Annotated in this window: 23 protein-coding genes; 13 read left to right on the top strand and 10 right to left on the bottom strand. The window is 72.8% G+C overall.

All coding sequences use genetic code 11. The features are described from left to right. The first annotated feature begins 285 nt into the window (after positions 1-285). Both ACWEQO_RS17295 and ACWEQO_RS17290 read left to right on the top strand, forming a co-directional pair. Entirely contained in the window at positions 286-597 is a 312-nt protein-coding gene (locus ACWEQO_RS17295; protein ID WP_361455040.1) for a hypothetical protein, read from the top strand. 134 nt (positions 598-731) lie between these two features. Next, the gene (locus tag ACWEQO_RS17290) at positions 732-1,637 is read left to right on the top strand and encodes a Bax inhibitor-1/YccA family protein (RefSeq protein WP_452983901.1); all 906 of its coding nucleotides are present in this window, start codon (positions 732-734) and stop codon (positions 1,635-1,637) included. 89 nt (positions 1,638-1,726) lie between these two features. On the opposite strand, the gene ACWEQO_RS17285 is transcribed toward ACWEQO_RS17290, so the two are convergent. Next, entirely contained in the window at positions 1,727-1,957 is a 231-nt protein-coding gene (locus ACWEQO_RS17285; RefSeq protein ID WP_452983898.1) for a DUF4287 domain-containing protein, read from the bottom strand. Between the two features lie 100 nt (positions 1,958-2,057). Between ACWEQO_RS17285 and ACWEQO_RS17280 the strand changes: the two genes are divergently transcribed. Continuing rightward, a complete protein-coding gene (locus ACWEQO_RS17280; RefSeq protein ID WP_361455049.1) occupies positions 2,058-2,369 on the top strand; it encodes a hypothetical protein in 312 nt (103 codons plus the stop codon). Positions 2,370-2,427: 58 nt separating this feature from the next. On the opposite strand, the gene ACWEQO_RS17275 is transcribed toward ACWEQO_RS17280, so the two are convergent. From ACWEQO_RS17275 to ACWEQO_RS17260, 4 genes are all read right to left on the bottom strand, one after another. Beyond that, positions 2,428-3,264, bottom strand: coding sequence for a hypothetical protein (locus ACWEQO_RS17275; RefSeq protein ID WP_452983895.1), 837 nt, complete (start codon positions 3,262-3,264; stop codon positions 2,428-2,430). Between the two features lie 317 nt (positions 3,265-3,581). Next, complete coding sequence (locus tag ACWEQO_RS17270) at positions 3,582-4,802, bottom strand: acetyl-CoA C-acetyltransferase (protein WP_361455055.1); 1,221 nt, start codon at positions 4,800-4,802, stop codon at positions 3,582-3,584. Positions 4,803-4,871: 69 nt separating this feature from the next. Continuing rightward, positions 4,872-6,035 (bottom strand): acyltransferase family protein, encoded by a 1,164-nt coding sequence (locus ACWEQO_RS17265; protein ID WP_452983891.1) that lies wholly within the window; start codon positions 6,033-6,035, stop codon positions 4,872-4,874. Between the two features lie 150 nt (positions 6,036-6,185). Then, the gene (locus tag ACWEQO_RS17260; protein ID WP_361455061.1) at positions 6,186-7,214 is read right to left on the bottom strand and encodes an SGNH/GDSL hydrolase family protein; all 1,029 of its coding nucleotides are present in this window, start codon (positions 7,212-7,214) and stop codon (positions 6,186-6,188) included. A 177-nt stretch (positions 7,215-7,391) separates the two neighbouring features. Between ACWEQO_RS17260 and ACWEQO_RS17255 the strand changes: the two genes are divergently transcribed. Beyond that, positions 7,392-8,780 carry a cystathionine beta-synthase gene (locus ACWEQO_RS17255; protein ID WP_361455064.1) on the top strand — a complete coding sequence of 463 codons (1,389 nt, stop codon included), beginning with the start codon at positions 7,392-7,394 and terminating at the stop codon, positions 8,778-8,780. Between the two features lie 322 nt (positions 8,781-9,102). Here the strand turns inward: ACWEQO_RS17255 and ACWEQO_RS17250 are convergent, their stop codons facing one another. After that, a complete protein-coding gene (locus ACWEQO_RS17250) occupies positions 9,103-9,540 on the bottom strand; it encodes a hypothetical protein (protein WP_361455067.1) in 438 nt (145 codons plus the stop codon). Positions 9,541-9,797: 257 nt separating this feature from the next. On the opposite strand from ACWEQO_RS17250, the gene ACWEQO_RS17245 reads away from it, so the two are divergent. Together ACWEQO_RS17245 and ACWEQO_RS17240 are read left to right on the top strand one after the other, a co-directional pair. After that, positions 9,798-10,640, top strand: a complete 843-nt coding sequence (locus ACWEQO_RS17245) for a MurR/RpiR family transcriptional regulator (RefSeq protein WP_361455070.1) — start codon at positions 9,798-9,800, stop codon at positions 10,638-10,640. A 133-nt stretch (positions 10,641-10,773) separates the two neighbouring features. Beyond that, a complete protein-coding gene (locus ACWEQO_RS17240) occupies positions 10,774-11,355 on the top strand; it encodes a hypothetical protein (RefSeq protein ID WP_361455073.1) in 582 nt (193 codons plus the stop codon). Between the two features lie 57 nt (positions 11,356-11,412). Here ACWEQO_RS17240 and ACWEQO_RS17235 read toward each other — a convergent pair whose 3' ends face one another. Beyond that, the gene (locus ACWEQO_RS17235) at positions 11,413-12,888 is read right to left on the bottom strand and encodes a diaminopimelate decarboxylase (RefSeq protein ID WP_452983885.1); all 1,476 of its coding nucleotides are present in this window, start codon (positions 12,886-12,888) and stop codon (positions 11,413-11,415) included. Between the two features lie 126 nt (positions 12,889-13,014). Between ACWEQO_RS17235 and hutU the strand changes: the two genes are divergently transcribed. From hutU to hutI, 4 genes are all read left to right on the top strand, one after another. After that, positions 13,015-14,766 carry a urocanate hydratase gene (gene hutU, locus ACWEQO_RS17230; protein WP_452983882.1) on the top strand — a complete coding sequence of 584 codons (1,752 nt, stop codon included), beginning with the start codon at positions 13,015-13,017 and terminating at the stop codon, positions 14,764-14,766. Between the two features lie 68 nt (positions 14,767-14,834). After that, positions 14,835-16,037: an allantoate amidohydrolase gene (locus tag ACWEQO_RS17225; RefSeq protein ID WP_452984010.1), complete on the top strand. Its 1,203-nt coding sequence runs from the start codon at positions 14,835-14,837 to the stop codon at positions 16,035-16,037. After that, positions 16,034-17,395 (top strand): formimidoylglutamate deiminase, encoded by a 1,362-nt coding sequence (locus ACWEQO_RS17220; RefSeq protein WP_452983879.1) that lies wholly within the window; start codon positions 16,034-16,036, stop codon positions 17,393-17,395. Before ACWEQO_RS17225 ends, ACWEQO_RS17220 begins: the two co-directional genes overlap by 4 nt. 104 nt (positions 17,396-17,499) lie before the next feature. Then, positions 17,500-18,669 carry an imidazolonepropionase gene (gene hutI / locus ACWEQO_RS17215; RefSeq protein ID WP_452983876.1) on the top strand — a complete coding sequence of 390 codons (1,170 nt, stop codon included), beginning with the start codon at positions 17,500-17,502 and terminating at the stop codon, positions 18,667-18,669. Positions 18,670-18,723: 54 nt separating this feature from the next. On the opposite strand, the gene ACWEQO_RS17210 is transcribed toward hutI, so the two are convergent. Together ACWEQO_RS17210 and ACWEQO_RS17205 are read right to left on the bottom strand one after the other, a co-directional pair. Beyond that, positions 18,724-20,319, bottom strand: coding sequence for a ricin-type beta-trefoil lectin domain protein (locus tag ACWEQO_RS17210; protein WP_452983873.1), 1,596 nt, complete (start codon positions 20,317-20,319; stop codon positions 18,724-18,726). Between the two features lie 205 nt (positions 20,320-20,524). Then, positions 20,525-21,454 (bottom strand): RNA polymerase sigma factor SigF, encoded by a 930-nt coding sequence (locus tag ACWEQO_RS17205; protein ID WP_361455091.1) that lies wholly within the window; start codon positions 21,452-21,454, stop codon positions 20,525-20,527. Between the two features lie 239 nt (positions 21,455-21,693). On the opposite strand from ACWEQO_RS17205, the gene ACWEQO_RS17200 reads away from it, so the two are divergent. Continuing rightward, entirely contained in the window at positions 21,694-22,071 is a 378-nt protein-coding gene (locus ACWEQO_RS17200; RefSeq protein WP_452983869.1) for an STAS domain-containing protein, read from the top strand. 370 nt (positions 22,072-22,441) lie between these two features. Further along, positions 22,442-23,017 (top strand): ATP-binding protein, encoded by a 576-nt coding sequence (locus tag ACWEQO_RS17195; protein ID WP_452983866.1) that lies wholly within the window; start codon positions 22,442-22,444, stop codon positions 23,015-23,017. A gap of 136 nt (positions 23,018-23,153) precedes the next feature. Here ACWEQO_RS17195 and ACWEQO_RS17190 read toward each other — a convergent pair whose 3' ends face one another. Then, positions 23,154-24,650 carry an oligopeptide:H+ symporter gene (locus ACWEQO_RS17190; protein ID WP_452983863.1) on the bottom strand — a complete coding sequence of 499 codons (1,497 nt, stop codon included), beginning with the start codon at positions 24,648-24,650 and terminating at the stop codon, positions 23,154-23,156. A gap of 512 nt (positions 24,651-25,162) precedes the next feature. Between ACWEQO_RS17190 and ACWEQO_RS17185 the strand changes: the two genes are divergently transcribed. Further along, positions 25,163-25,840, top strand: a complete 678-nt coding sequence (locus tag ACWEQO_RS17185; RefSeq protein ID WP_109383624.1) for a response regulator transcription factor — start codon at positions 25,163-25,165, stop codon at positions 25,838-25,840. The last annotated feature ends 32 nt before the right edge of the window (positions 25,841-25,872 follow it).

Here is a 25,872-nt window from a genome sequence, read left to right as displayed (position 1 = left end):
GGCGCCACGTCGCTGAACAGTGGGGGGCATCATCAGGCGCTGCCGCGCCACTGCGCCGCTCTACGGGGCGAGGGGACGTTCGCGGCCTCTCCGTCGACACGGAACTCGTTGCTCTCGCGGCTGCCGGGGCCGACGACGACCGGGCCGACTGGACGGGGTCCCGTACCAGGGCCGGGTCGTCCGCAGGGGTATGTGCTCGGGTACGGCTGCGTACTCGGGCATGAGTACGACGACTCATCGGAAACGGGTCAGGGGATGTGATGATCCGGGTGTCCGGGGCGGTTCGTGCCTCGGGGCCTTTCCTCCGTTCGGAGTACCGCGGCCTTCCAGTACACCGGCCTCGCCGTCGACACCGACGGCGGACTCCGGGGGTGGGGCTCCGGGCTGGTGCTGGGCGACCACGGCAAGGGCCGGGCCGACGGGACGCCCGTGCGCATCACCGCTCCCGGGCCGGTCCTCGAGGTCCCCGGCCGGCACGTGATCGTCGAGGCGGCCTCCGAGGAGACCGAGGACGGTGCGGGGGCGGCCGACCGGGGGTGGTCTCCGGCCGGTTCCGGACAGGTCCCAGGTCGGTCATGGTTCGAGCCCGTGCGGTGAGGGGAATCACGTGGCCGCGTAGCGTGTTGTGCAGCATGACGAGGGAAAGATCCTCCCGAGGCAGGGGGGTCTTTCCTTTGCCTACCCATTACTGTTGAGCCCAAGGCCACGCCGTGTGGCCATGGAGGAGTGCAATGAGGAGCAGAAACCCGGTCTTCTCGCGACGGGGGTTCAGCCGCGACAACGGCTACGCGGGCTTCAACACCGCGCCGCAGGCCGGGGGTCCCGCTGTCGCCACGCAGGGCAACCCGTACGCGCAGCCCACCGGCAACCCGTACGCGCAGAACCCCTACGCGCAGAACCCTTACGGACAGCAGGATCTGCAGCACGGTGCGCCGCAGGCGCCGGCCACGACCGGCCGGATGACCATCGACGACGTCATCATGCGCACGGCGAGCACGCTCGGCCTGCTCATCGTCGCCGCGGCCCTCTCCTGGGCCCTGCTGCCCGTCGACGAGGCCAACATCAGCCGGTCCTACGGCATCGGCATCGGCGCGGCGCTGCTCGGCATGGTCCTGGCGCTCGTGCAGTCGTTCAAGCGCAAGGCCTCGCCCGCGCTGATCCTGACGTACGCCGCCGTCGAGGGCGTCTTCCTCGGCGTCATCTCCAACATCGTCGACACCCACGTCGCCAACGGTGCGGCCATGCAGGCCGTGCTCGGCACCATGGCGGTCTTCGCCGCCGTGCTGGTGGCGTACAAGGCGGGCTGGATCCGCGTCAACCGCCGTTTCTACGGCTTCGTGATGGCGGCCGCGCTCGGCTTCATCCTGCTGATGGGCGTGAACCTGCTGTTCGCGGTGTTCGGCGGCGGTGACGGCCTCGGCTTCCGCAGCGGTCCGCTCGGCATCGTCTTCGGCATCGTCGGCATCATCCTCGGTGCCTGCTTCCTCGCCCTGGACTTCAAGCAGGTCGAGGACGGGCTCGCCTACGGCGCCCCGCGCGAGGAGGCCTGGTTCGCGGCCTTCGGCCTCACGCTGACGCTGGTGTGGATCTACCTCGAGTTCCTGCGGCTCATCGCGATCTTCAACAGCAGCGACTGACGCCACGCCACGCCGGTGGCACGTGCGGGCGAAGGGCCCCGGGGTCTCCCCGGGGCCCTTCGCCGTGGTGCGGACGGGCGGACGGACACCTAGAGCAGCTCGCGCGCCGCCCTTCTCCGGTCGTACTCGTGGACGATCGCCTTGGCGTGGCCGTACGCCAGGTCGTGTTCGTGGCGGAGCCAGCTGACCTTCTCCTCGAAGCGGAGGAGGGAGGGGCCTTCCTCGACGGTGCGCAGCCAGTCGGAGATCTCACGACCGGTGCAGCGCGGGATGCGGGCGAGCAGGTTGCGATGGGTCTCCTCGGAGAAGACTTGGGACATCGGCGCCTCCAGCGCAGGAATGTGAGCCGGTCCTTCAGGTCACCGTGCCCGAGTGTTCGTCCGTTGGCAACAGCCCTGCCACGCCGCGTACGCTCACCGCGTGCTTGATACGACGCCCCTCACCCGTGCCGTGGACCACTTCGCCGACCGTCTGCGGGCCGCGCCGCAGAGCCGGCTGCAGCGGGGAGCCGCTGCCGAGGCACTCGCTCTGGCCAGGGAGCTGGCGCGGTGGACCCAGCGCGTCGAGGAGCCGGGCACCGAGCCCCGCGAGATGCCCGACGCGGGCATGTTCGCCGCCGCCGACCAGCTCTCCGTCGCCGGCCACGACCTGGCCCTCGTGCTGGAGAACGAGGAGGAGGTCGAGGAGGCGGTACTGCTCGTGGAGGAGGCGCAGAAACGCGCCGGGGTGTAGACGCCCGCGGGGGCGGCGCCCCGGGCCGGCTTTGGGCCGACCCCGGCTCGGCCCCGGGTCACAGGGACGCGATGACGCGGTCCGCCAGGATGTAGACGTTCTCCTCGCCGCAGGCGAAGGTCAGGGTGTACGCGCCCGAGATGCCGGAGCCGCCGAGCAGGAACGGGGTCTTGCCCTCGCGCAGCGCCGCGGCCAGGCGCTCCGCGGTCTCGCGGTGGCCCGGTGTCATGCACAGCGTCGTGCCGTCGGCGAAGACGTAGACGTCCAGCGTGCCCAGCGGGCCGGGACGGACGTCGGTCAGCTCCACCTCGGAGGCGGCCAGCTCCTCCAGCGTGGCCACGGTGCGCTCGTCGTCGGCGACGGCCGGGGCCGGATGGGGCACGAAGTCCGGGTGCGAGGGGTGCCGCCGGCGGGCCGCGGCCAGCTCGGGGGAGTCCGCGGAGCCGCCGCCCTGGGCGAAGTCCTTGGCGTCCGTGACGTCCTTACGGTCCTTGGGCGTGTACGTGTCGGCGTCGGCGCCCGGTTCGGTCACCGGCTCCAGACCGACGAGATCGGTCTGCCGCGGAAGGAACAGCTCGCTGTCGGCCAGCCCCAGCAGGGTCGGCGCGTCGGAGATGTCACGGGCTTCCTGGGCGGCCCAGAACGCCCGCGCCTCGGCGAGCTCCCGTTCCCGCTCCTCCGCGAGTGCCTCGGCCACGGCCGCGCGTATCTCCTCGGCGTGGGCCGAGCGGGCGGCGGGCAGCAGCGCGCTCAGGGCGGCGGCGTTGTTCCTGGCCAGCTCGGTGTGCAGAGCCGCGACCTGTCGGCGCAGCACCCAGATGCTGCGCAGGACGGCGACGCCCACGGCGCCGGTGGCGGCCGTGGTGACCAACAGGGCGATCGGCATGGCGCTCACTGACGTACTCCCGGTTCACAGTCGACCCCGACTTCCTACATCAGCTTGAAGGGTGGACTAACCATCTGTCAGTGCGTAACGTCACGAAACGGACAGAGTGTGGTTTCCAGACCGGGTGGGGTCAGGGCTCTGACCTGCGTGAACCTCCTCGGCGAGGGAGATAGGTCACATCCTGGGGGAGATTGGATCACGGAACGGCCCGGAACCCCGGTGGTGCGGGGGTTCCGGGCCGTCGTCTCACCGACCGTGCCGCTCCGGCTACCGTGCGGCTCGCCGTGAAGGGCGGCCGGGGCGGCCGGGGCGGTCGGTCGGGCCGATCAGCTGAGGCGCTCGATGACCATGGCCATGCCCTGGCCGCCGCCGACGCACATCGTCTCCAGGCCGAACTGCTTGTCGTGGAACTGCAGGGAGTTGATGAGCGTGGCGGTGAGGCGGGCGCCGGTCATGCCGAAGGGGTGACCGACGGCGATGGCGCCGCCGTTGACGTTCAGCTTCTCCAGCGGGATGCCGAGCTCACGGTAGGAGGGGATCACCTGGGCGGCGAACGCCTCATTGATCTCGACCAGGTCGATGTCGTCGATGGTGAGACCGGCGCGGGACAGGGCCTGCCTGCTCGCCTCGACCGGGCCGAGGCCCATGATCTCGGGGGAGAGGCCGGAGACGCCGGTGGAGACGATCCGGGCGAGCGGGGTCAGGCCGAGCTCCCGGGCCTTGGTGTCGCTCATGACGACGAGGGCGGCGGCGCCGTCGTTGAGCGGGCAGCAGTTGCCGGCGGTGACCAGGCCGTCGGGACGGAAGACGGGCTTGAGGCCGGAGACGCCCTCCAGGGTGACCCCGGCGCGCGGGCCGTCGTCCTTGGTGACGACCGTGCCGTCGGGCAGCGTCACCGGGGTGATCTCGCGCTCCCAGAAGCCGTTCTTGATGGCCTCCTCGGCGAGGTTCTGCGAGCGGACGCCGAACTCGTCCATGTCCTGGCGGGTGACGCCCTTGGCGCGCGCCAGGTTCTCGGCGGTCTGGCCCATCGCGATGTAGGCGTCCGGGACGAGACCGTCCTCGCGCGGGTCGTGCCAGGTGGTGCCCTCCTGCTCCGCGACGGCGGCGGTACGGGCCTCGGCCTCGGCGAAGAACGGGTTGCGGGTGTCGGGCAGGCTGTCGGAGTTGCCCTTGGCGAACCGGGAGACCGTCTCGACGCCGGCCGAGATGAAGACGTCGCCCTCCCCGGCCTTGATGGCGTGCAGCGCCATGCGGGAGGTCTGCAGGGACGACGAGCAGTAGCGGGTGACGGTGCAGCCGGGGAGGTGGTCCATCCCCATCTGCACGGCGACGATGCGGCCGAGGTTGTTGCCCTGCTCGCCGCCGGGCAGACCGCAGCCGAGCATCAGGTCGTCGATGTCCTTCGGGTCCAGCTCGGGGACCTTGGCGAGGGCGGCCTGGATGATCGAGGCGGTCAGGTCGTCCGGGCGTACGTCCTTCAGGGAGCCCTTGAAGGCGCGGCCGATGGGGGAGCGGGCGGCTGAGACGATCACGGCTTCGGGCATCACGGCTCCTGACGGAAGGGGCGGGGCTGCTTGGGAAGTTACCCGGACGTAAGCCGTCGGTCACGGCCATCAGCGTGTGATACGGACCTCTTCTCTAAGCGCCTGCTTAGAGTGTATGGCGGCCGGGTCGGACGGGGGCGTCTCCGCGGGCGCCGGGGGTGCCGGGGGTGCCGGGGGTGCTGCGGGCGCCGCGGGTGCCGTCGCGGGCGCCGGGGTCAGCAGCCAGCCCACCGGCGGCCGGGTCAGCGGCTGGACGAGCCTGCGGACGAACGGCGAGGCGAGGACCACGGTGAGCAGCACTCCGAAGGCGACGAGCGCGGCCAGCTCCGGCGGGGTGTCCGCCCGGGCGATCAGGCCCTTCTCCCGCAGCGGCAGGATGACCAGCGGATGCAGCAGGTAGACGGTGAACCCGCCCGCCCCGAGCGCGGAGACCAGCGGCACCCGCCGCCTGGGCGTCAACCGCAGCATGCAGAGCACCAGCGCCGCCGCCGAGGCCAGTACGGCCAGCCGGATCAGCCAGGCGCCCTCCAGGCCGAGCGGGGTGTCGGCCCGGTAGGCGTGGCGCATGGAGAGCCAGTACCCCGGGATGTCCCGGTGCCACAGCGCTGCCACGGTGAGCGAGCCGAGGACTCCGGCCACGGCGACCGGCAGGCTCCACCGGCTCTCGAACCACTCCCGGAGCATGCCCTGGCCCAGCCGCCAGCCGAAGTAGAACAGCGGCAGGTACACCAGCGTCCGGCTGGCCGAGAACTGGAGCCCGAACTCCTCCACGTACCCGAGTCCGAGCGCCACGGCCGTGGTGACCAGCAGCGGATGGCGCAACTGGACCACCAATGGCAGCAGCAGCCGCCAGCAGAACAGCGACATCAGGAACCACAGCGTCCACGGCAGCTGGGCGATGTGCAGATCCAGGGGACCGCCGAGCGCCTTCGTCTCCAGCGAGAACAGCAGGCTGAAGATCAGGGCAGGCAGCACGATGCTCCCCAGCAGGGTGCGCAGGTGGCGCGGGCCGAGCGGCCCCGCACTGCTGAAGACCCCGGCCAGCACGACGAAGGCCGGGACCCGGAAGGCCCAGGCCGCGACGTGGAAGGCGTGCAGCGAGTCGTGCCGGTCCATGATGCTGCCCACGGTGTGCAGGACCACGATCAGTGTGGCGGACACGAACCGGGCGTTGTCCCACCAGGGAGTACGGGTCCGGCTCTGACCGGTGGATCCCGGAAGCGGCTTTTCCATCGCGGGGGCGTGCTCCTGACAGCGGTGCGGCAGTGGAGACACACCATCGCGAAAGGTGAGGGAGATCCGGTGACGCGCCGCCTCTCGAACGGTGAACGGTGCGTGTACGAAAGGCGGCCCGCGTGAAGGGGGCAGGGGCGGGACCCGGCTTCACACACCGGACGGGCTGGCGGGGGACGGTTCCGTCGCGCCGACCCGGCGCCGCCGCCTGCGCTTGAGCAGGGCCCAGGGACCCCGGGAACCGGTCGGCGTCACCGCCGCGACCTCGGTGCCCGCCTCGGACGCGGCCTCCGCCGCGGCCCGGGCGACCGGCAGGAAGCCCTCGCGGCGGGAGGCGTCGGGGCGCTCCTGGTCCGCCGGCCACAGGCCGAGGACCGCGCAGACCGTCGGGAGGACCGCCATCGCCGCCGTGGCGTACCCCTCCGCCGAGGGGTGGTAGTTGTCGGGGCCGAACAGCTCGCGGGGGTTCGCCGCGAACTCGGGGCCCAGCAGATCCCCCAGGGACACCGTGCGCCCGCCCTGTTCGACCGTGCCGATCGTCTGGGCCGCCGCCAGCTGCCGGGAGGCCCGCCGGGCCAGCCAGCGCAGGGGCTGCCACACCGGCTCGATCGTGCCCAGGTCCGGACAGGTGCCGACGACCACCTCCGCTCCGGCCGTCCGCAGCCGGCGCACCGCCGAGGCCAGGTGACGGACGGAGAGGGAGGGCGACAGGCGGTGCGTGACGTCGTTCGCCCCGATCATGATCACGCAGATGTCGGGCGCCCGGGCCGGATCGGCCAGGGCCTGCCTCACCTGCCGGTCCAGGTCGTCGGAGCGGGCCCCGGGCACCGCCACCGTGCTCAGCCCCACGGGCCGTTCCGCGAGCGCCGCGAGGCCCGAGGCCAGCAGCGCGCCCGGGGTCTGCCCGGCCCGGTGCACCCCCTGGCCGGCGGCCGTGGAGTCGCCCAGCATCGTCAGCCGCAGCGCCGGTTCACCGGGCACCGTGTAGGCGGCGCCGTACAGGCCGTCCGCGTTCGGTACGTGAGGAGTCACGCCGTTGCCCACCCGCCACCGCGCCAGCCGGGCCTCGGCCAGCAGCAGCCCGACGGCGGCCGCGCCGGCCAGCCCGACGCCCCCGCCGCCGTACGCCGCGCCCGCCGCGATCCGCCGGGCCGCTCTCGCCCTCGACATGCGTGTCATGTCTCGCCGCCACCTCCTCGAACCCGTACACCCAGTGCTTGCCCCGTACGGACCGTGTTCCAATCTCGACGGTGGGTGAACGATCCGGCCGGGTCGTGGCGGACGGTGAATCGGGGGGCAGGCTCTAGGCTGGCAGCACCACGCCAACCACACCTTTTGCAGTATCCGGAGACAACGGTGCAATTCCACGACTCGATGATCAGCCTCGTCGGCGACACCCCGCTCGTGAGGCTCAACAACGTCACCAAGGGCATCGGGGCGACCGTCCTGGCCAAGGTGGAGTACTTCAACCCCGGCGGATCGGTGAAGGACCGCATCGCCCTGCGCATGATCGAGGCGGCGGAGAAGAGCGGGGAGCTGCAGCCGGGCGGCACCATCGTCGAGCCGACCAGTGGCAACACCGGGGTCGGTCTTGCCATCGTGGCCCAGCAGAAGGGCTACAAGTGCATCTTCGTCTGCCCCGACAAGGTCTCCCTGGACAAGATCAACGTGCTGCGGGCGTACGGGGCGGAGGTGGTCGTCTGCCCGACCGCCGTCGACCCCGAGCACCCCGACTCCTACTACAACGTCTCCGACCGGCTGGTCCGTGAGACGCCCGGGGCCTGGAAGCCGGACCAGTACTCCAACCCCAACAACCCGCTCAGCCACTACGAGTCCACCGGCCCGGAGCTGTGGGAGCAGACCGAGGGGAAGATCACCCACTTCGTGGCCGGAGTCGGCACCGGCGGCACCATCTCCGGGACCGGGCGCTACCTGAAGGAGGCCAGCGACGGCCGCGTCAAGGTCATCGGCGCCGACCCCGAGGGCTCCGTCTACTCGGGCGGCTCCGGGCGGCCGTACCTGGTGGAGGGCGTGGGCGAGGACTTCTGGCCCACCGCCTACGACCGCACCGTCGCGGACGAGATCGTCCCGGTGTCCGACAAGGACTCCTTCCAGATGACCCGGCGCCTGGCCAAGGAGGAGGGCCTGCTCGTCGGCGGCTCGTGCGGCATGGCCGTCGTGGCGGCGCTGCGGGTGGCCGAGCGGCTCGGTGAGGACGACGTCGTGGTGGTGCTGCTCCCGGACAGCGGGCGCGGCTACCTCAGCAAGATCTTCAACGACGAGTGGATGGCCGACTACGGCTTCCTCGAGGACGCCGGCCCGAGCGCCCGCGTCGGTGCCGTCCTCGACCACAAGGAGCACGGGCACATCCCGTCCCTCGTGCACATGCACCCCGAGGAGACGGTCGGGCAGGCCATCGAGGTGCTGCGCGAGTACGGCGTCTCGCAGATGCCGGTCGTCAAGCCGGGCGCCGGCCACCCGGACGTGATGGCCGCCGAGGTCGTCGGCTCGGTGGTGGAACGGGAGCTGCTGGACGCGCTGTTCAGCAAGCACGCCTCGCTCGAGGACCCGCTGGAGAAGCACATGTCCGCCCCGCTGCCGCAGGTCGGCTCCGGTGAGCCCGTCGCGGACCTGATGGCCGTGCTGGGCGAGGCGGACGCGGCGATCGTCCTGGTCGAGGGCAAGCCGACCGGTGTGGTCAGCCGCCAGGACCTGCTGTCCTTCCTCGCCAAGGGAGGCAACTGACAGCCGGGAACGGACAGTCGGGAACCGGCGGCCGGGAACCGGTGGCCGGGCCGGTGGCGGGTCCGTGGCGGCGACTTCGCGGAAGTGGTACGCGGGCGTCATGTGCGCGCAGCACGCGCTTGACACCGGTCCGGCAGGGTGAGGGGTGTCGGCGTCGAGGACTTCCGGAGCGGCTCCCGGACCTCCACGGACGCCAGGACGCGCGGCCCGGCCGCCCCGCGTCCCCGCGCGGGGACCGCCGTCGTCCCGCCCCCCGGTGACGGGGGTGCGGTGGTCCCCGCGTCCAGCCTTCCGCGGTCGCCCTCGGCGGCCGTCCGGCTGCTCACTCCTCCCAGGCGCCGTCCGGCTCCTGCCGCCGGCGGTGGCCGCCGAACAGGCCGGGGTTGACGCGTGCGGCCTGGACGACGTTCACGCCGACGATCCCCAGCCAGGCGACCACCAGACCGGGCAGATGGCCCACACCCCCGCCGATCGCGGACAGCGGCACCGCCAGGACCAGGGAGACGATCCCGAAGCCGAAGCGCTCGCCCCAGCTGTCGGTGGCCTTCGGCGCCCGGGAGTCCCGGGCCACCGTCATCTGCTGTTCGGCGAGCTGCCGGCGCACCCGGCGCTCCACCGCGCCGTCGATGCGCTGGTCGACCTTCTCCAGGAAGGAGTCGACCAGCGCGGACTCGTACTCGTCGCCCAGTTCCCTGCGGGCCTGCAGGGTGGCGTCGAGTTCCTTCTTCAGCTCGGCGTCCCGCGTGTCCATTCCGCTCATACCGACCACGGTAGGCAGGCCGACGGCCCGTGGCACTGGGGACAGCCCCCTTGTCAACAGGGGGCCCGCCGGGGTCCGGCGGGCGCTCCGGGGCCCGTTCCCGGTCGTGCCCGCCCTCCGTTCGCCTGTATAACGGCATACAGGAACCGCGGTGTGTGAATAGGCAGGGGAGCCGGCCGGGCAACGGACCGCGAGCGACGGACCACGAGCAGCAGACCGAGGGAAGACCGGGGAACGGGTCGAGGGGGAGCCACGTCATGAGCGTCACCGAGGGCCCGGGCGCGCGCCTGCAGGCGCTCTTCGAGGGGCACCGGCTGACGCCCACGCAGCGGCGCATCGCGCACAGCATGGTGCGGCGCGCCGCCGAGGTCCCGTTCCTGTCCAGCGTGGAACTGGCCGAGCTGGCCGGGGTCAGCCAGCCCTCCGTGACCCGGTTCGCCGTCGCCCTGGGCTTCGACGGCTACCCCGCGCTGCGGCGGCATCTGCGCGAGGTCGCGCCCCCCGGGCCCACGCCGGAGACCGGCCCGTACAACGAGTACCAGCAGGCCGTCGAGGCCGAGATCGAGAACCTGCGGCACCTCGCGGAGGTGCTGGCCGATCCGGAGCCCGTACGGCGGGCGGGACGGATCCTCGCGGACAGCAGGCCGCTGCCCGTGCTCGGGCTGCGCGCGGCGGCGGCGCAGGCCCACGGCTTCGCCTACTTCGCCGCCAAGGTCCACCCCGACGTGCGGCTGCTCAACGAGGGCGGCACCATGCTGCACGACCGCATCGACGCCGCCGCCGGGGCCGGTGCCGGGGCCCTGCTGTGCTTCGCGCTGCCCCGGCACCCCCGCGAGGTCGTCGACGCCCTCACGCACGCCAGGGAGGCGGGGCTGACCGTCGTCACCGTCGCCGACTCCGCCTTCGCACCGGTCGCCAAGGTCTCCGACCTGCTGCTGCCCGCCGCCGTCGGCACCGGGCTCGCCTTCGACACGGCGTGCGCGCCGATGCTGCTGGGCCGGGTGCTGCTGGAGGCGATGTGCGACGGCCTGCCCGACGCGCAGGCCAGACTGGAGGATTTCGACACGAAGGCGGCGGCCCGCGGCCTGTTCGTGGACTGAGGGCGGGGAGGCCGGGCAGGACGGGGTGGTGTCTCGGACTTCTCCGTCTCAGACTTCTCTCACGTCGGTTCACTACCCTGCGTCCCGGGACCATGAGGACGCTCCACTGACGTGGGACGGGAGGCTGGACGTGATGCGCGGAGGACAGGGGCTGGCTCGGGTGGCCGTCGTCGTACGGGCCGGGGCCGCCCCGCTGTGGTGGCTGGGCGTGTTCGCGGCGGGCATCGGGGTGCTGGTGCCGGGGCTGACCGGCCGCCGGATCGGGGTGCTGGCGGGGGCCGCGCTGTTCCTGGTGGCCATGGCCGTGGTGGCGTACGCGCGGCGGGGACGGTACCGCGCGCTGGCCCGGCCGGCGGTCCGGGCGGGCAAGCACGATGTGCTCCAGGACCGTGCGGTCAGCGTGCGCAACTGGCGTCGCGGCCACCGCTGGTGGCTGCTGCTCGCCTTCCTCGCCGCCCTGGGCGGCTCGTTCGCGCTGCCCGCGGCGGGCGGTCTGCTGCTCGCCGGGTGCGGCGTCGGCCTGTGGTGGAAGGCGTCCTGGATCGGCCGCCTGGAGGAGGCCGACCAGAACCTGCTGTGGGTCCGCGTCGACTGGCTGCGCGCGGGCGCGGGCAGCCCGGCCGGCAAGGCGGTCGAGGCGTACCGCACCACCGGCATCGCGGCGGGCGACGCGATGCCGGGCGGGGCCCGCCGCCGCGCCCCGGCCCCGGCCTGACCCGGGCCGGGGGCCGGACGGACGGTCGGGTGGCCGGACGGTCGGGTGGCCGGGCGGTCAGGAGATCAGGGCGTCCGCGTGGGCGCCGCCCGATTCGGCCACGATCTCCTCGACGCTCTGGGCCGGGCGCACGAGTGCGAACGTGACCCGGCCAAAAGCGTCGGCGGTGAAGCCGTGGACGGCCGGGCGGGGGAGCGAGTTGTAGGCGTAGTGGTGGGCGAAGCCGTACGCGCCCGTGTCCAGCGCCGCCGCGTAGTCGCCCTGCTCCAGCAGGGGCAGCGCCTGCCCCCGGGCGAGCAGGTCGCCCGCGAAGCAGGCCGGTCCCGCCACGTCCTGCACCACCGCGGTGCCCTCCTTCGGCAGCCCCTCGGCGTCGTACGCGGCGATCCTGAGCGGCCACACGGCCGGCGCGTACACCGTCCGGGTCGCCACCTGCACGCCCGCGTGCGTCACCGCGACCGGGCGCCCGCCGGCGCTCTTGGCGTACTCCACCCGGGCGACGACCGTGCCGTGCTTGGCCAGCAGCGACCGTCCGAACTCGGTGACCAGCCCGTACCGCCCGTCGAACAGTCCGGGCACGGTCTCCTTCAGCAGCCGCGCGTACCGCGCGTACGTCGGGCTGGTCGCGTCGGAGGCGAAGTTCACCGGCAGGCCGCCGCCGATGTCGACGGTGTCGACCTGATGCCGCCCCGCGCGCCGGTTGATCTCCTCCGCCAGCGCGTACGTCTCCGCCACCCCCCTCGCCATCAGGGACAGCGCGATGCCCTGGGAGCCGGTGTGCGCGTGCAGCCGGGTCAGCCACGGCCGGTCCAGGTAGGCCCGCACGACCCACTCCCGCGCTCCCTCGTCGCGCAGCGCCACCCCGAACTTCGAGGTCGCCGTGGCGGTGGACAGCGCCTCGATGGTGCCACCGCCGACCTGCGGGTTCACCCGGACGCCGACGGGAGAGCGGGAGGAACCGGTCTGCGGCGCCGGGGCGCCGGCCGGCAGGGCGTCGATGCGCGCCAGCTCCTGCGGGTTGTCCACGTTGACGGCGATGCCAAGCGCCAGGGCCTCCCGCAGCTCGGCTGGCGTCTTGGCGGGCGAGTCCAGCACCGTCCGCTCCGGGGGCACTCCCGCCGCCCGCGCCAGTGCCAGCTCGCCGGGACTCGCCACCTCCGCCCCGATGCCCTCCGCGTGCAGCAGCCGCAGCACCGGCACCAGCGGGCTCGCCTTCACGGCGAAGGCGTGCAGCACGGGAGTGCCGGGCGGTGTCACCGCCGCGAAGGCCTCCCGCAGCTCGGCCGCCGACTCCCGGATGCCGGTGACGTCGAGCAGGGCCGCCAGGGGACGGCCGGGACCGAGCAGCCCCTGTTCCACCGCGGCCCGCACCGCCGCCTCCCGCCGGGCCGCCCGCCCGGCTCCCGCCCCGCCCTCGTCATGAGTCACCGCTTCCCTCGCCTCCTCGGCGTGCTCGGCCTTCTCGGCGTGCTCGGCCTTCTCGGCGTGCTCGGCCTTCTCGGCGTGCTCGGCCTTCTCCATGCCAGTGCCCATACGGTCCAGCCGAACACAGCCCGGCGGCCCGCGCCGACACACCGGCCGTATTGACTAGCCCTATTCAGGCTGCGAATGTGTGAATATCTGCAGTAAGGGCGGGAGCACGTCACCAGGAGGCGGACCATGCCGGGACCCCGAGTCGTCCGAGCGTCGCGCGGCACCGAACTGAGCACCCCGGGCTGGCCCCAGGAAGCCGCTCTGCGCATGCTGCAGAACAACCTCGACCCGGAGGTCGCCGAACACCCCGAGCGGCTCGTCGTCTACGGCGGCACCGGGAAGGCGGCCCGCGACTGGCGTTCCTTCGACGCCATGGTCCGCACCCTCAGGACCCTGAAGCAGGACGAGACGATGCTCGTCCAGTCCGGCCGTCCCGTCGGCGTCATGCAGACCCACGAATGGGCCCCGCGCGTCCTCATCGCCAACTCCCACCTCGTCGGCGACTGGGCCAACTGGGAGGAGTTCCGCCGCCTGGAGGCCCTCGGCCTGACCATGTACGGGCAGATGACCGCCGGCTCCTGGATCTACATCGGCACCCAGGGCATCCTCCAGGGCACCTACGAGACGTTCGCCGCCGTCGCCGCCAAGAAGTTCGACGGCACCCTCGCCGGGACCATCACCCTGACCGCCGGCCTCGGCGGCATGGGCGGCGCCCAGCCGCTCGCCGTCACCATGAACGACGGCGTCGCGATCTGCGTCGACTGCGACCCCCGGGCCATCGACCGCCGCATCGAGCACCGGTACCTGGACGTGCGGGCCGACTCCCTCGACCACGCCCTGCGGCTGGCCACCGAGGCCCGCGACGCCCGCCGACCGCTGTCGATCGGCGTCCTCGGCAACGCCGCCGAGGTACTCCCGCGGCTCCTCGCCCTGGGCGCCCCCGTCGACATCGTCACCGACCAGACCTCCGCCCACGACCCGCTGGCCTACCTGCCCGCCGGGGTCGCCTTCGAGGACATGGCCGACGCCGCCGCCAAGGACCCGGCCGGCTTCACCGCCCGCGCCCGCCGGTCCATGGCCCGGCACGTCGAGGCGATGGTCGGCTTCATGGACGCCGGGGCCGAGGTCTTCGACTACGGCAACTCCATCCGGGGCGAGGCCGAACTCGCCGGATACGACCGGGCCTTCGCCTTCCCCGGCTTCGTCCCCGCCTACATCCGCCCGCTGTTCTGCGAGGGCAGGGGCCCCTTCCGCTGGGCCGCCCTGTCCGGCGACCCCGCCGACATCGCGAAGACCGACCGGGCCGTCCTCGACCTGTTCCCGGAGAACGAGCCCCTGGCCCGCTGGATCCGACTGGCCGGTGAACGCGTCCGCTTCCAGGGCCTGCCCGCGCGCATCTGCTGGCTCGGATACGGCGAGCGGGACAAGGCCGGCGAGCGGTTCAACGACATGGTCGCGAGCGGTGAGCTGTCCGCCCCCGTGGTCATCGGCCGCGACCACCTCGACTGCGGCTCCGTCGCCTCCCCGTACCGCGAGACCGAGGCCATGCTCGACGGGTCCGACGCGATCGCCGACTGGCCCCTGCTCAACGCCATGGTGAACGTGGCGTCCGGGGCCTCCTGGGTCTCCGTCCACCACGGCGGCGGCGTCGGCATGGGCCGCTCCCTGCACGCCGGTCAGGTGACCGTCGCCGACGGCACCGGCCTGGCCGGCGAGAAGATCCGGCGCGTGCTGACCAACGACCCCGGAATGGGCGTCATCCGGCACGTGGACGCCGGGTACGACATCGCGGACTCGGTGGCGTCGGAGCGAGGGGTGCGCGTGCCGATGCGCGAAGGCAGCGAGAGCAGCGAAGGCCACGGGAGCCACGAGAGCCGTGAGGGCCACGAGAGCTGTGAGGGCAGCGAAGGCCGCGCGGACGGGGGCGAGCGCGCGTGACCCACGACGAGAGCGGGATCCACGGCACCGCACCGGCCCCACCGGCCGCACCCCCCGCCTTCCAGGCGATGTGGCGCGAACTGCTCCCCCTCGGCCGCCACCCCGGCACCGGCGGCTACCGGCGGTACGCCTGGACCGGCGCCGACGCCGAATGCCGGGCCTGGTTCGCCGCCCAGGCCGAACTGCGGGGGCTGCGCCACGAAGTGGACCGGAACGGGAACCAGTGGGCCTGGCTGGGCGACCCCGCCGCCGGGGACGCCGTCGTCACCGGGTCCCACCTGGACTCCGTGCCGGACGGCGGCGCCTTCGACGGGCCCCTGGGCGTCGTCTCCGCCTTCGCCGCCCTCGACGAACTGCGCCGCAGAAGAACGTCGTTCGGCCGCCCCCTCGGCATCGTCAACTTCGGCGACGAGGAGGGCGCCCGCTTCGGACTCGCCTGCGTCGGCTCGCGGCTCACCGCCGGACGGCTCACCCGCGCCCAGGCACACCGCCTCACCGACGGCGACGGGACCACCCTGCCCCGGGCGATGGAGGCCGCCGGGCACGACCCCGACGCCATCGGCCCCGACCCCGGACGGCTCGCCCGCATCGGCGCCTTCGTCGAACTGCACGTCGAACAGGGCCGGGCCCTCGACCTGTCCGGCGACCGGATCGGCATCGCCAGTGCCATCTGGCCGCACGGCCGCTGGCGGTTCGACTTCCGCGGCGAGGCCAACCACGCCGGAACCACCCGCCTCGCCGACCGCCGCGACCCCATGCTGCCGTACGCCGAGACCGTCCTCGCCGCCCGCCGCGAGGCCGAACTCGCCGGTGCCGTCGCCACCTTCGGCAAGATCGCCGTGGAACCGAACGGCGTCAACGCCGTCCCCTCCCTGGTGCGCGGCTGGCTCGACTCCCGCGCCGTCGACCAGCCGAGCCTGGACACCGTGGTCACCGCGGTGGAGAAGGCGGCCCGCGAGCACGCCGCCGCCCACGGCGTGGAGCTGGACGTGGTCCGCGAGTCCCGCACGCCCGTCGTCGAGTTCGACCACGCCCTGCGCGACGAACTCGCCCGCATCCTGGGCCGCGACCGCACGGCGCCCGTCCCCGTCCTCGGCACCGGCGCCGGACACGACGCCGGAATCCTCTCCGGAAGCATCCCGACCGCCATGCTGTTCGTGCGCAACCCCACGGGCGTCTCACACTCCCCGGCCGAACACGCCGACGAGGACGACTGCGTGGCCGGGGTGCTCGCCCTCGCCGACGTACTGGAAGGACTGGCCCGCACGTGACCACCGCACGGACGTACTGGCTCGAGCACGCCTGGCTCGGCACCTCCGCTCGAGCAGCGGGGATCCCCGTCGAACCGGGTGTCGCCGTCGAGGTCGCGGAGGGGCGCATCACCGACGTCCGCCCGGGGACACCCGCCCCGCCGCACGGCGCCGAGGTGCTGCGCGGCCTGACGCTCCCCGGCCTGGCCAACACCCACAGCCACGCCTTCCACCGCGCGCTGCGCGGCACCGTCCAGGTGGGCTCCGGGACCTTCTGGACCTGGCGCGAGGTCATGTACTCGGTCGCCGACCGGCTCACCCCCGAGAACTACCACCGGCTCGCCCGCGCCGTGTACGCCGAGATGGCCCTCGCCGGCATCACCGCCGTCGGCGAGTTCCACTACGTCCACCACGCGCCCGGCGGCGCCCGCTACGCCGACCCCAACGTCATGGGCGAGGCCCTCATCGAGGCCGCCGCCGAAGCCGGCATCCGCATCACCCTCCTCGACGCCGCCTATCTGTCCGCCGGCTTCGGCGAGCCGCCGGGAACCCACCAGCTCCGCTTCTCCGACGGCACCGCCGAGGCCTGGGCGGAACGCTGTTCACTTCTCGAGGAACGGGACCACGCGCGGATCGGTGCCGCCGTCCACTCCGTACGGGCCGTGCCCGCCGGGCAGCTGGCGACGGTGGCACGCTGGGCCGAGGAGCGGCGGGCCCCGCTGCACGTGCACCTGTCGGAGCAGATCGCCGAGAACAAGGCCTGTCTGGAGGCGCACGGCCGCACCCCGGCCCGCCTCCTCGCCGACCACGGCGTGCTCGGACCGCGCACCACCGGCATCCACAACACCCACCTCACCGACCAGGACGTGGCGCTGATCGGCGGCAGCGGAACCGGCACCTGCATGTGCCCCACCACCGAACGCGACCTCGCCGACGGCATCGGCCCCGCCGCCTCCCTCCAGCGCCGGGGCTCCCCGCTCTCCCTCGGCTCGGACAGCCACGCCGTCATCGACCTGCTGGAGGAGGCGCGCGCCCTGGAGCTCAACGAGCGACTGCGCACCCGCACCCGCGGCCACTGGACGGCGAACGCCCTGCTGCGGGCGGCCACCGCCGACGGCCACGCCGCACTCGGCTGGGAGCAGGCGGGCACCATCGAGCCCGGAGCGCTCGCCGACCTGACCACCCTCACGCTGGAGTCGGTCAGAACCGCGGGGCCACCGCCCCGACTCGGCGCCGAGACGGCCGTATTCGCCGCGACGGCGGCCGACGTACGGCACACGATCGTGGCAGGCCGGCACGTCGTACGCGACGGGGCGCACACCCTCGTCCCCGATGTGCCGCACGCCCTCGCGCAGGCGATCGAGGCCCTGAACGACTGAACCCCGAGCACCTGAACCCCGAGCGCCTGAACTCCGGGCGACCGGACAACGAGCGCCCGGACACGCCCCCCGGCCCCGCTCCCGCCGCCATCCACGAGGACGCCATGAGCAGCACCGCCATCGTCAACATCGCCACGCTGGTCACCAACGACCCCTCCCTCGGTGACTCCCCTCTCGGCCTGCTCCGGGACGCGGCCGTCGTCATGGACGGCGACCGCGTCGTGTGGACCGGTGGAACAAGCACAGCACCCGCCACCGACAACCGGGTCGACGCCGAGGGCCGGGCGGCGATCCCGGGCTTCGTCGACTCCCACTCCCACCTGGTCTTCGCGGGCGACCGCACCGAGGAGTTCAACGCCCGGATGTCCGGCCGCCCCTACAGCGCGGGCGGCATCCGCACCACCGTCGCCGCCACCCGGGCCGCGAGCGACGCGGAACTGGAGGCGAACCTGACCCGCCTGCTCACCGAGGCGCTCCGCCAGGGCACCACCACCCTCGAGACCAAGTCGGGCTACGGCCTGACCACCGAGGACGAGGCCCGTGCCCTGCGCCTGGCGGCCCGTCACACCGACGAGGTCACCTACCTCGGCGCCCACATCGTCGCCCCCGAGTACGCCGACGACCCGGCCGGCTACGTCGACCTGGTCACCGGAGTGATGCTGGACGCCTGCGCGCCGCACGCCCGCTGGATCGACGTCTTCTGTGAGAAGGGCGCCTTCGACGGCGACCAGGCGCGCGCGATCCTCACCGCGGGCCGGGCGAAGGGCCTCCACCCGCGCGTCCACGCCAACCAGCTCTCCCACGGTCCCGGCGTCCGGCTCGCCGTCGAACTCGACGCGGCCAGCGCCGACCACTGCACCCACCTCACCGACGCGGACGTCGACGCCCTGGCCGACAGCAGCACGGTGGCGACCCTCCTGCCGGGCGCCGAGTTCTCCACCCGGGCCCCGTGGCCGGACGCCCGCCGACTGCTCGACGCGGGCGTCACCGTCGCGCTGTCCACGGACTGCAACCCGGGGTCGTCCTTCACGTCCTCGGTGCCGTTCTGCATCGCGCTCGCCGTGCGGGACATGGGGATGACGCCCGACGAGGCCCTCTGGTCGGCCACCGCGGGCGGCGCCGCGGCCCTGCGGCGCACCGACATCGGCCGCCTCACCCCCGGCGCCCGCGCCGACCTCGTCCTCCTCGACGCCCCGAGCCACGTCCACCTGGCCTACCGTCCAGGCGTCCCGCTGGTCGGCGGAGTGTGGCGGCGCGGCGTCCGCGCGCTCTGACCTGGCTGATCTGGCTGACCGGCCTGACCTTCGTGACCTGCCTGACCCGCGGACTCAGGCCCCGGCCCGCCACCGCTGGTCCGCCCGCCCCGCCTCCCCGGCCAGGGACACCGAGCCGCCCCCGGCCGGCGTCACCGCGTGGTCCGGCGCGATGGCCGGGCGGATCACTCCGCGGGCGTCGACGGCGAAGCGCAGGTTCTGTCCGTTGCGGCCGTCCACCGAGGCGCACTCCCAGATGCCGACCCCCCGGCCCACCGCGCCACGGCTGTCCAGGCAGTAGTCGGAGTCGGCGTAGGACTGCAGCACACCGCGCTCCGCGTCGACCCGCCACCGCTGGGAACGGGAGGAGTCGCAGGGCGCGGTGACCACGTCCGTGCGGTTCTCCAGGTCACCGTCGATGTCCAGGCACAGGCCCGACGCCAGATTCACCACCTGCGCGTACCCGCCGCCCGGCGGCGGGTACACGGGCGGGGAGGACGGCGTGGGAGGCGGGGTCGGGGACGGCGTGGGGTGCGGGGTGTCCGACGGGACGGGCGTCCCGGTCCTCGAGGGGGACGGCGCGGGGGAGCGCGTCGCGGAGGCGGTGGGGGGCGGTGAGGGGGTGGCGGTCACGGTCACCGGCGGCGGGACCGCCAGGGTGGGGCCCGGTTCCGGGGCGCGCTCGACCGGAGTGCCGCCCGGTGACCACAGCAGGAACAGCAGTGGCACCACGGCCACGCCGAGCGCCGCCGAGGCCAGCACCAGACGCCGGGACGGCGGCCACGACCCGACGGCGCCGTGACCGGCCCCGGCACCGACCGTGGCACCGGCGCCGGCCGAGGGCTGGGCGGACCCCGGCAGGGGAGCGGTGTACGACGCGCCCGCCCACGGCAGCAGACCCTCGGCCAGGGTGGTGCGCGGAGCCTCCAGCAGGGCACGCTGTTCCTCGTACGCCGCGACGCAGTGCCCGCAGCGGGCCATGTGGGTGTTCAGGTCAACGCTGTCGCGGGGGCTGTCGGGCCGTACCGCCTCCTCGATGAGCCGGCGGAAGTCGACGCACCGGGGATCGTCCGAGGCGGCCAGCCGGGCCCGCAGGCAGGCCCGGCCCAGTGCCCGCAGCGCGGGCCGGGTGTCGTGGGCCACGTCCTGAGGGGTGAGGCCGAGCAGCGTCGCCGTGCGGTCCGCGGATTCCTCTTCCACGATGCCGTACCAGACGAGGCCCTGCGCCCGGTACGGCAGTGTCCGGAAGGCGGCGAGCATGGACGGGACCGGGCCCTCGGGACCGGACGAACTCAGCACGAGGTGCAGTCCGGGGTCGAGCCCGCCGGCCCGTCCGTCGGCGGCCCAGGCCGCTGCCGTCCGGGCGGTCAGCAGCAGGAGCCGGTGGCGCAGGGGGCCGCCGGTATCGGTACCGCGGGCGGTCTCGCGGACGGCGTCCGTGAAGGCCTGCGCGGCGAGTTGGCGCGCGCCGGAGTCGCCCGTGGTGCACCGGCGGGCGTAGGCGAGCACGGACGGGCCGTGCCGGGCGCGGAGTTCCTGAAGCGCCGAGTACGCGGCCGGGGTGTCGGCGCGCAGTGATTCGGTCAGCCGGATGTCGGACGCGCCCGCGTACGCGCCCGGGTCCTCGTCGCCGAGCCCGTCACCGTCGACGGTCCCCTCGCCCCGGTCCATGCACCGCCTCCTAGCCCTGGCCGTCGGACCCGTCGTCCTGACATACCAGCCGGTCTGGGCGTGCCCATAGTGGAGGAAGAGGGCCCGCGGGGAAAGGGGTGACCGAGGGTAACGCGTCGCGCCCCGCGTCCTGTCGGCGCCGGACACCCCTCGCGGGTACCGGGCGCCGACAGGACGCGGGGCGCGGGCCGTCGGTCCCCGGCCGTCATTCCTCCAGGGTCAGCCCCTTGCGCAGCCGCTTCAGCGTGCGCGACAGCAGCCGGGAGACGTGCATCTGTGAGATCCCCAGTTCCTCGCCGATCTCCGACTGGGTCATCCCGGCGACGAAGCGCAGCGAGAGGATCGTCCGGTCGCGCGGCGGCAGTTCGGCGATCAGCGGCTTCAACGACTCGACGTACTCGATGCCTTCGAGCCCGTGGTCCTCGTAACCGATCCGGTCCGCCAGCGCGCCCTCGACGTCGTTCTCCTCCGGCTGCGCGTCCAGGGAGGAGGCGGTGTAGGCGTTCGACGCCGCCATGCCCTCGACGACCTCGTCCTTGGAGATGCCCAGGCGCTCGGCCAGTTCGGCCACGGTCGGGGACCGGTCGAGCTGCTGGGCCAGCTCGTCGCCGGCCTTGGCCAGGTCGAGCCGGAGTTCCTGCAGCCGGCGCGGTACGCGCACGGACCACGAGGTGTCACGGAAGAAGCGCTTGATCTCGCCGATGATGGTCGGCATCGCGAAGGTGGGGAACTCCACACCGCGCGACAGCTCGAAGCGGTCGATCGCCTTGATCAGACCGATGGTGCCGACCTGGACGATGTCCTCCATCGGCTCACTGCGCGAGCGGAACCGGGAGGCGGCGAACTTGACCAGGGCCAGGTTCAGTTCGACGAGCGTGTTGCGTACGTACGAGTATTCGTGGGTGCCTTCGTCCAGCGACTCCAGCCGCTCGAAGAGGCTCTTGGACAACGCCCGCGCGTCGACCGGGTCCACCTCGTCATAGGGGGGGATCTCCGGTAGGCCGGTGAGGAGGCCGTCGTCCGGGACGACACCCATGTCGTCCTGCTCGATGGGAGCCGGATGTTCCGGAGGGAGTGCCGACGACGCTTCCTGGGTACGCGATTCGTCGAGCCGGGGTGACATGATGTCCTCCATCGTTCTCGGCATATGGCTGCCGATGCCGTTACGTGCATTGCGGTGTGCGGCGCCTCCAAAGCCGGCCGTGTCGGGTGCGTGTCCTTACTAGCCCTACCCGTTTCCACGAACTCATCGCAAGTGAGTTCTGTGGCTGTATGTCCGTTTGTTGCTGATTGTTCGGCTGTCGAAGTGCGGCGGCAGGGCGTAATGTTCATCAACGTCAGCAGCAGTCAAGACCGGTGGGAGAGAGGGTCGGCATGGACCGCGGGACGGTCGGCAGCGCACAGTCGGGCCGGCTTCTGGTGGAGGTGCGGGAGGAAGGCTCCAGCGCCGTCGTGACTCCGGCGGGTGAGCTGGATCACCACACCGCCGATCTGTTGCGTGAGCCGCTGGAGGAGTGCCTGGCCAAGGGGTTCAGTCGGCTTGTCGTCGACTGCTCCGGACTGGAGTTCTGCGACTCCACCGGGCTCAACGTGCTGCTCGGCGCCCGGCTGAAGGCGGACGCCGCGGGGGGCGGGGTGCACCTCGCGGGGATGCAGCCCGTGGTCGCGCGCGTGTTCGAGATCACCGGGGCGGAAGCGGTGTTCACCCTTCACGACAGCCTCGAGGCGGCCCTCGCCGACGATCCCGGATGACCGCGCGGACGGGCCGACGCCGCCCCGGGGCGGGCCCCGGAACCGGCGGTCTCCTTCCGGCGCGTTTTCCCCCGCGTCCCGCGATGCGCTTCTCCTCGCGTTTCCCGGCGTCTGCCTTGAGTTCCCGAGCCCTTCGAACCCTGTGCGCCCCGTGCGCCCTTCACGCCCTTCGTGCCGCCTGCCCGCCGTCGCGCCCTCCTCGCGCGAATACGGAAGTGTTCCCCGGGGCGCCCCGGGCAGGAGACAAACTGGATGTGTCCGCCGTCATGGTCGCGGGGAGACCGGGAACCGGACGATTCCGCACCGTGTGACTGACTGAATACGGATTATTTGAAACCATGAACTGGTGAATCGGTGAGGTGAAGCGCTGATGAGCACCACCCGGCCCTATCCGGCGGGCGACCGCGGTCCGGAGCCCAGCGCGGCTCCCGGGAGCGGCGCGCCGGCGGCGAGCGGGTCCGGCGAGGCGGCCGTGCCGTCCGGATCGTCGTCCGGGCCGACGGGGCCGTCGTCCGGGGCACCGGACTCGCCGGGCGGGCGGCAGGTCCGTCGGCTGAGCTTCGACGACCAGAGCGGCGTCGTGCCCCTCGCCCGGGACTTCACCCGCCAGGCACTGCACGCGTGGGGCTGGCTGCCCGCCGCCACCGCCGACCGGCGGGCCGCCGCCGAGGACGTCCTGCTCGTCGTGTCCGAACTGGTCACCAACGCCTGTCTGCACGCCGAAGGTCCCGACCAGTTGGGCATCGTCTGCGACAACAAGACGATCCGGCTCGAGGTCACCGACCGGGGCACCGGCCAGCCGGCCCCGCGCACCCCGCACCGGTCGGGCCGACCCGGTGGCCACGGCATGTTCATCGTCCAGCGGCTCTGCCTCGACTGGGGGGTCGTCCGCACCCCGGGCATCGCGGGCAAGACCGTGTGGGCGGAACTCGGGGCGCCCGCCTGACCGGACGGCGGACCCCGTCGCCCCGGCTGCGGCGTGACGCCCGTGAACGCCAGGAGGGCCCCGCTTCCACGGATCCGTGGAAGCGGGGCCCTCCTGGCGTGTGGGCCCGGCCGGTTCACCGGCCGGGCCCAGCAGGTCAGCGGACGCCGCCCATGAGCGACTTGACCTTGCGGCGGTACATCCACACCGCGACACCGGCGGCCACGGCGAGGGCGGCCTCCATCACGACGACGCCCGGCTTGTCCAGGTCGACGCCGGCGATGGAGAGCAGGCCGGTCGTGGCGTCACCGGCGGTGACGGCCAGGAACCAGACGCCCATCATCTGCGAGGCGTACTTCACGGGCGCCATCTTCGTGGTGACCGACAGGCCCACCGGGGAGAGCAGCAGCTCACCGACGGTCTGGGTGAAGTAGATCGCCACCAGCCACATCGCCGCCGCCTTGTGGCCGCCCTCGGCGATGGACAGCGGGGCGAGGAACAGGAAGAAGGACGCGCCGACCAGCACCAGACCGGAGCCGAACTTCACGATCGTGCTGGGCTCCTTGCCGCGCCGGTTCAGCGCCAGCCAGAACCAGGCGAAGACCGGGGCCAGCGCCATGATCAGGACCGGGTTGACCGACTGGTACCAGGAGACCGGGAACTCCCAGCCGAGGACGCTGTTCTCGGCCGACGACTCGGCGAAGATCGCCAGGGTCGAGCCGCCCTGGTCGTAGATCATCCAGAAGATGGCCGCGGCCACGAAGAACCAGATGTACGCGGACATCTTCGACTGCTCGGCCTGGTCCAGGGCCCGGTCGCGCTTGATCCGGACCAGCACCAGCACCGGGATGATCACGCCGAGCAGCGTCAGCGGGACCAGGATCCAGTTCAGGGTGTAGGTGCCGGAGAAGCCGAGGACGGCGTAGGCGACGGCGGCGACGCCGGCCCAGAGGGCGGCCTTGCGCAGCGTGGAGGACTTCTCCGCGGCGGACAGCGGCTTGGGCACGACGCTGGAGTGCGCGGCGAGGTGACGGCTGCCCAGCAGGAACTGGAGCAGGCCGAGCCCCATGCCGACCGCGGCGAGCGCGAAGCCCAGGTGCCAGCTGACGCCCTCGCCGACGGTGCCGATGATCAGCGGCGAGAAGAAGGCACCGAGGTTGATGCCCATGTAGAAGACGGTGAAGCCGCCGTCACGGCGCGGGTCGTCCGGACCGTCGTAGAGCTGGCCGACCATCGTGGAGATGTTGGCCTTCAGCAGGCCGGAACCGATGGCGACCAGGCCGAGGCCCGCGTAGAAGGTTCCGGCGGACGGCAGGGCCAGCGTCAGGTGGCCGAGCATGATGACGCCGCCGGCGACGGCGACGGTCTTGCGCGGGCCCAGGACCCGGTCGCCGAACCAGCCGCCCGGCATCGTGAGCAGGTACACCAGCGACAGGTACACCGAGTAGATGGCCGTCGCCGTGCCGGCGTTCAGGCCCATGCCGCCCGGGGCGACGAGGTACAGCGGGAGCAGAGCTCGCATGCCGTAGTAGGAGAACCGCTCCCACATCTCGGTCATGAAGAGAGTGGCCAGCCCGCGGGGGTGGCCGAAGAAGGTCTTCTCGGAGCCGGGGGTGCCGGGTGAGACCGAGCCCTTCGTCAGGCTGGACGCCATGGTCGTTCCTTGCTGGTCGGGACGCGACACGCGAACGGGTACGCGCCCGGTGGGGGGCGGCCGGCACCGGCGGGCCGTGCCGTCCACCCCACGCCCCTGGGGAGTCCGCTCCGGATCACGCAGCGGGGGACGGCGACCACCGGGATCCACGCCTCTACGCGCGTCGAAGTGCGTAGAGGCCCGGCCACAGGTCATTGCTTACGAGGCCGGCGGGAAGCCGACCGGCACGCAAAAGAGACCTTCAGCGGCAACTGCGCCAAAGGTCCCCGCGGTGCAACAGGCGTTGGTTCACCATACGGCAGGACAGTGCCCGATATGGAAGGACTTGAGACGGGGATCACAGGTTCGAAGGGAACCTTGATCGCTCATTCGAAGGTCTTTCCCAGCATCGCACCCCACAGTCCCAGGCCCCTTGCGCGGGTCCCCGGGGTGGGAAACCGGTGTGCGCCCGGCGGGAACCGGCCGCCGTGATCACACCCCGGACCGTGTCGTGGCGGGACTACCATCAGTGCATGACCCGTGTACTGCTCGCCGAGGACGACGCGTCCATCTCGGAGCCACTGGCCCGCGCCCTGCGCCGGGAGGGCTACGAGGTGGAGGTGCGTGAGGACGGACCCAGCGCGCTCGACGCAGGCCTGCAGGGCGGCATCGACCTGGTGGTGCTGGACCTCGGGCTGCCCGGCATGGACGGCCTGGAGGTCGCCCGCCGGCTGCGTTCCGACGGCCACACGGTTCCCATCCTGATCCTGACCGCGCGCGCCGACGAGGTGGACACCGTCGTCGGTCTGGACGCCGGCGCCGACGACTACGTCACCAAGCCGTTCCGGCTCGCCGAACTGCTCGCCCGGGTGCGTGCCCTGCTGCGGCGCGGTGCCACCGAGCCGCAGCAGCCGCCCGCCACCCACGGTGTGCGCATCGACGTCGAGTCGCACCGGGCGTGGATGGGTGAGGAGGAACTCCAGCTCACCGCCAAGGAGTTCGACCTGCTGCGGGTTCTGGTCCGGGACGCGGGCCGGGTCGTCACCCGCGACCAGCTGATGCGCGAGGTCTGGGACACCACCTGGTGGTCGTCCACCAAGACCCTCGACATGCACATCTCCTGGCTGCGCAAGAAACTCGGTGACGACGCGGCCAACCCCCGCTACATCGCGACCGTCCGGGGCGTGGGTTTCCGCTTCGAGAAGAGCTGACCCCCGCCACCGCGGTGGGTTCTTTCAGGTAA

Source organism: Streptomyces sp. NPDC004051 (genome assembly GCF_053604275.1).
This window is presented reverse-complemented; position numbering and strand designations above follow the sequence as displayed.

Bases quoted from the DNA above. Each gene is read 5' to 3' on its own strand.
- ACWEQO_RS17290 (WP_452983901.1), top strand. From the start codon at position 732: ATGAGGAGCAGAAACCCGGTCTTCTCGCGACGGGGGTTCAGCCGCGAC.
- ACWEQO_RS17245 (WP_361455070.1), top strand. From the start codon at position 9,798: ATGAGCGTCACCGAGGGCCCGGGCGCGCGCCTGCAGGCGCTCTTCGAG.
- ACWEQO_RS17225 (WP_452984010.1), top strand. From the start codon at position 14,835: ATGTGGCGCGAACTGCTCCCCCTCGGCCGCCACCCCGGCACCGGCGGC.
- ACWEQO_RS17265 (WP_452983891.1), bottom strand. From the start codon at position 6,035: ATGGAAAAGCCGCTTCCGGGATCCACCGGTCAGAGCCGGACCCGTACT.
- ACWEQO_RS17195 (WP_452983866.1), top strand. From the start codon at position 22,442: ATGAGCACCACCCGGCCCTATCCGGCGGGCGACCGCGGTCCGGAGCCC.
- ACWEQO_RS17250 (WP_361455067.1), bottom strand. From the start codon at position 9,540: ATGAGCGGAATGGACACGCGGGACGCCGAGCTGAAGAAGGAACTCGAC.
- ACWEQO_RS17200 (WP_452983869.1), top strand. From the start codon at position 21,694: ATGGACCGCGGGACGGTCGGCAGCGCACAGTCGGGCCGGCTTCTGGTG.
- ACWEQO_RS17185 (WP_109383624.1), top strand. From the start codon at position 25,163: ATGACCCGTGTACTGCTCGCCGAGGACGACGCGTCCATCTCGGAGCCA.
- ACWEQO_RS17285 (WP_452983898.1), bottom strand. From the start codon at position 1,957: ATGTCCCAAGTCTTCTCCGAGGAGACCCATCGCAACCTGCTCGCCCGC.
- ACWEQO_RS17240 (WP_361455073.1), top strand. From the start codon at position 10,774: ATGCGCGGAGGACAGGGGCTGGCTCGGGTGGCCGTCGTCGTACGGGCC.
- hutI (WP_452983876.1), top strand. From the start codon at position 17,500: ATGAGCAGCACCGCCATCGTCAACATCGCCACGCTGGTCACCAACGAC.
- ACWEQO_RS17235 (WP_452983885.1), bottom strand. From the start codon at position 12,888: ATGGGCACTGGCATGGAGAAGGCCGAGCACGCCGAGAAGGCCGAGCAC.
- ACWEQO_RS17270 (WP_361455055.1), bottom strand. From the start codon at position 4,802: ATGCCCGAAGCCGTGATCGTCTCAGCCGCCCGCTCCCCCATCGGCCGC.
- ACWEQO_RS17210 (WP_452983873.1), bottom strand. From the start codon at position 20,319: ATGGACCGGGGCGAGGGGACCGTCGACGGTGACGGGCTCGGCGACGAG.
- ACWEQO_RS17190 (WP_452983863.1), bottom strand. From the start codon at position 24,650: ATGGCGTCCAGCCTGACGAAGGGCTCGGTCTCACCCGGCACCCCCGGC.
- ACWEQO_RS17205 (WP_361455091.1), bottom strand. From the start codon at position 21,454: ATGGAGGACATCATGTCACCCCGGCTCGACGAATCGCGTACCCAGGAA.
- ACWEQO_RS17260 (WP_361455061.1), bottom strand. From the start codon at position 7,214: ATGACACGCATGTCGAGGGCGAGAGCGGCCCGGCGGATCGCGGCGGGC.
- hutU (WP_452983882.1), top strand. From the start codon at position 13,015: ATGCCGGGACCCCGAGTCGTCCGAGCGTCGCGCGGCACCGAACTGAGC.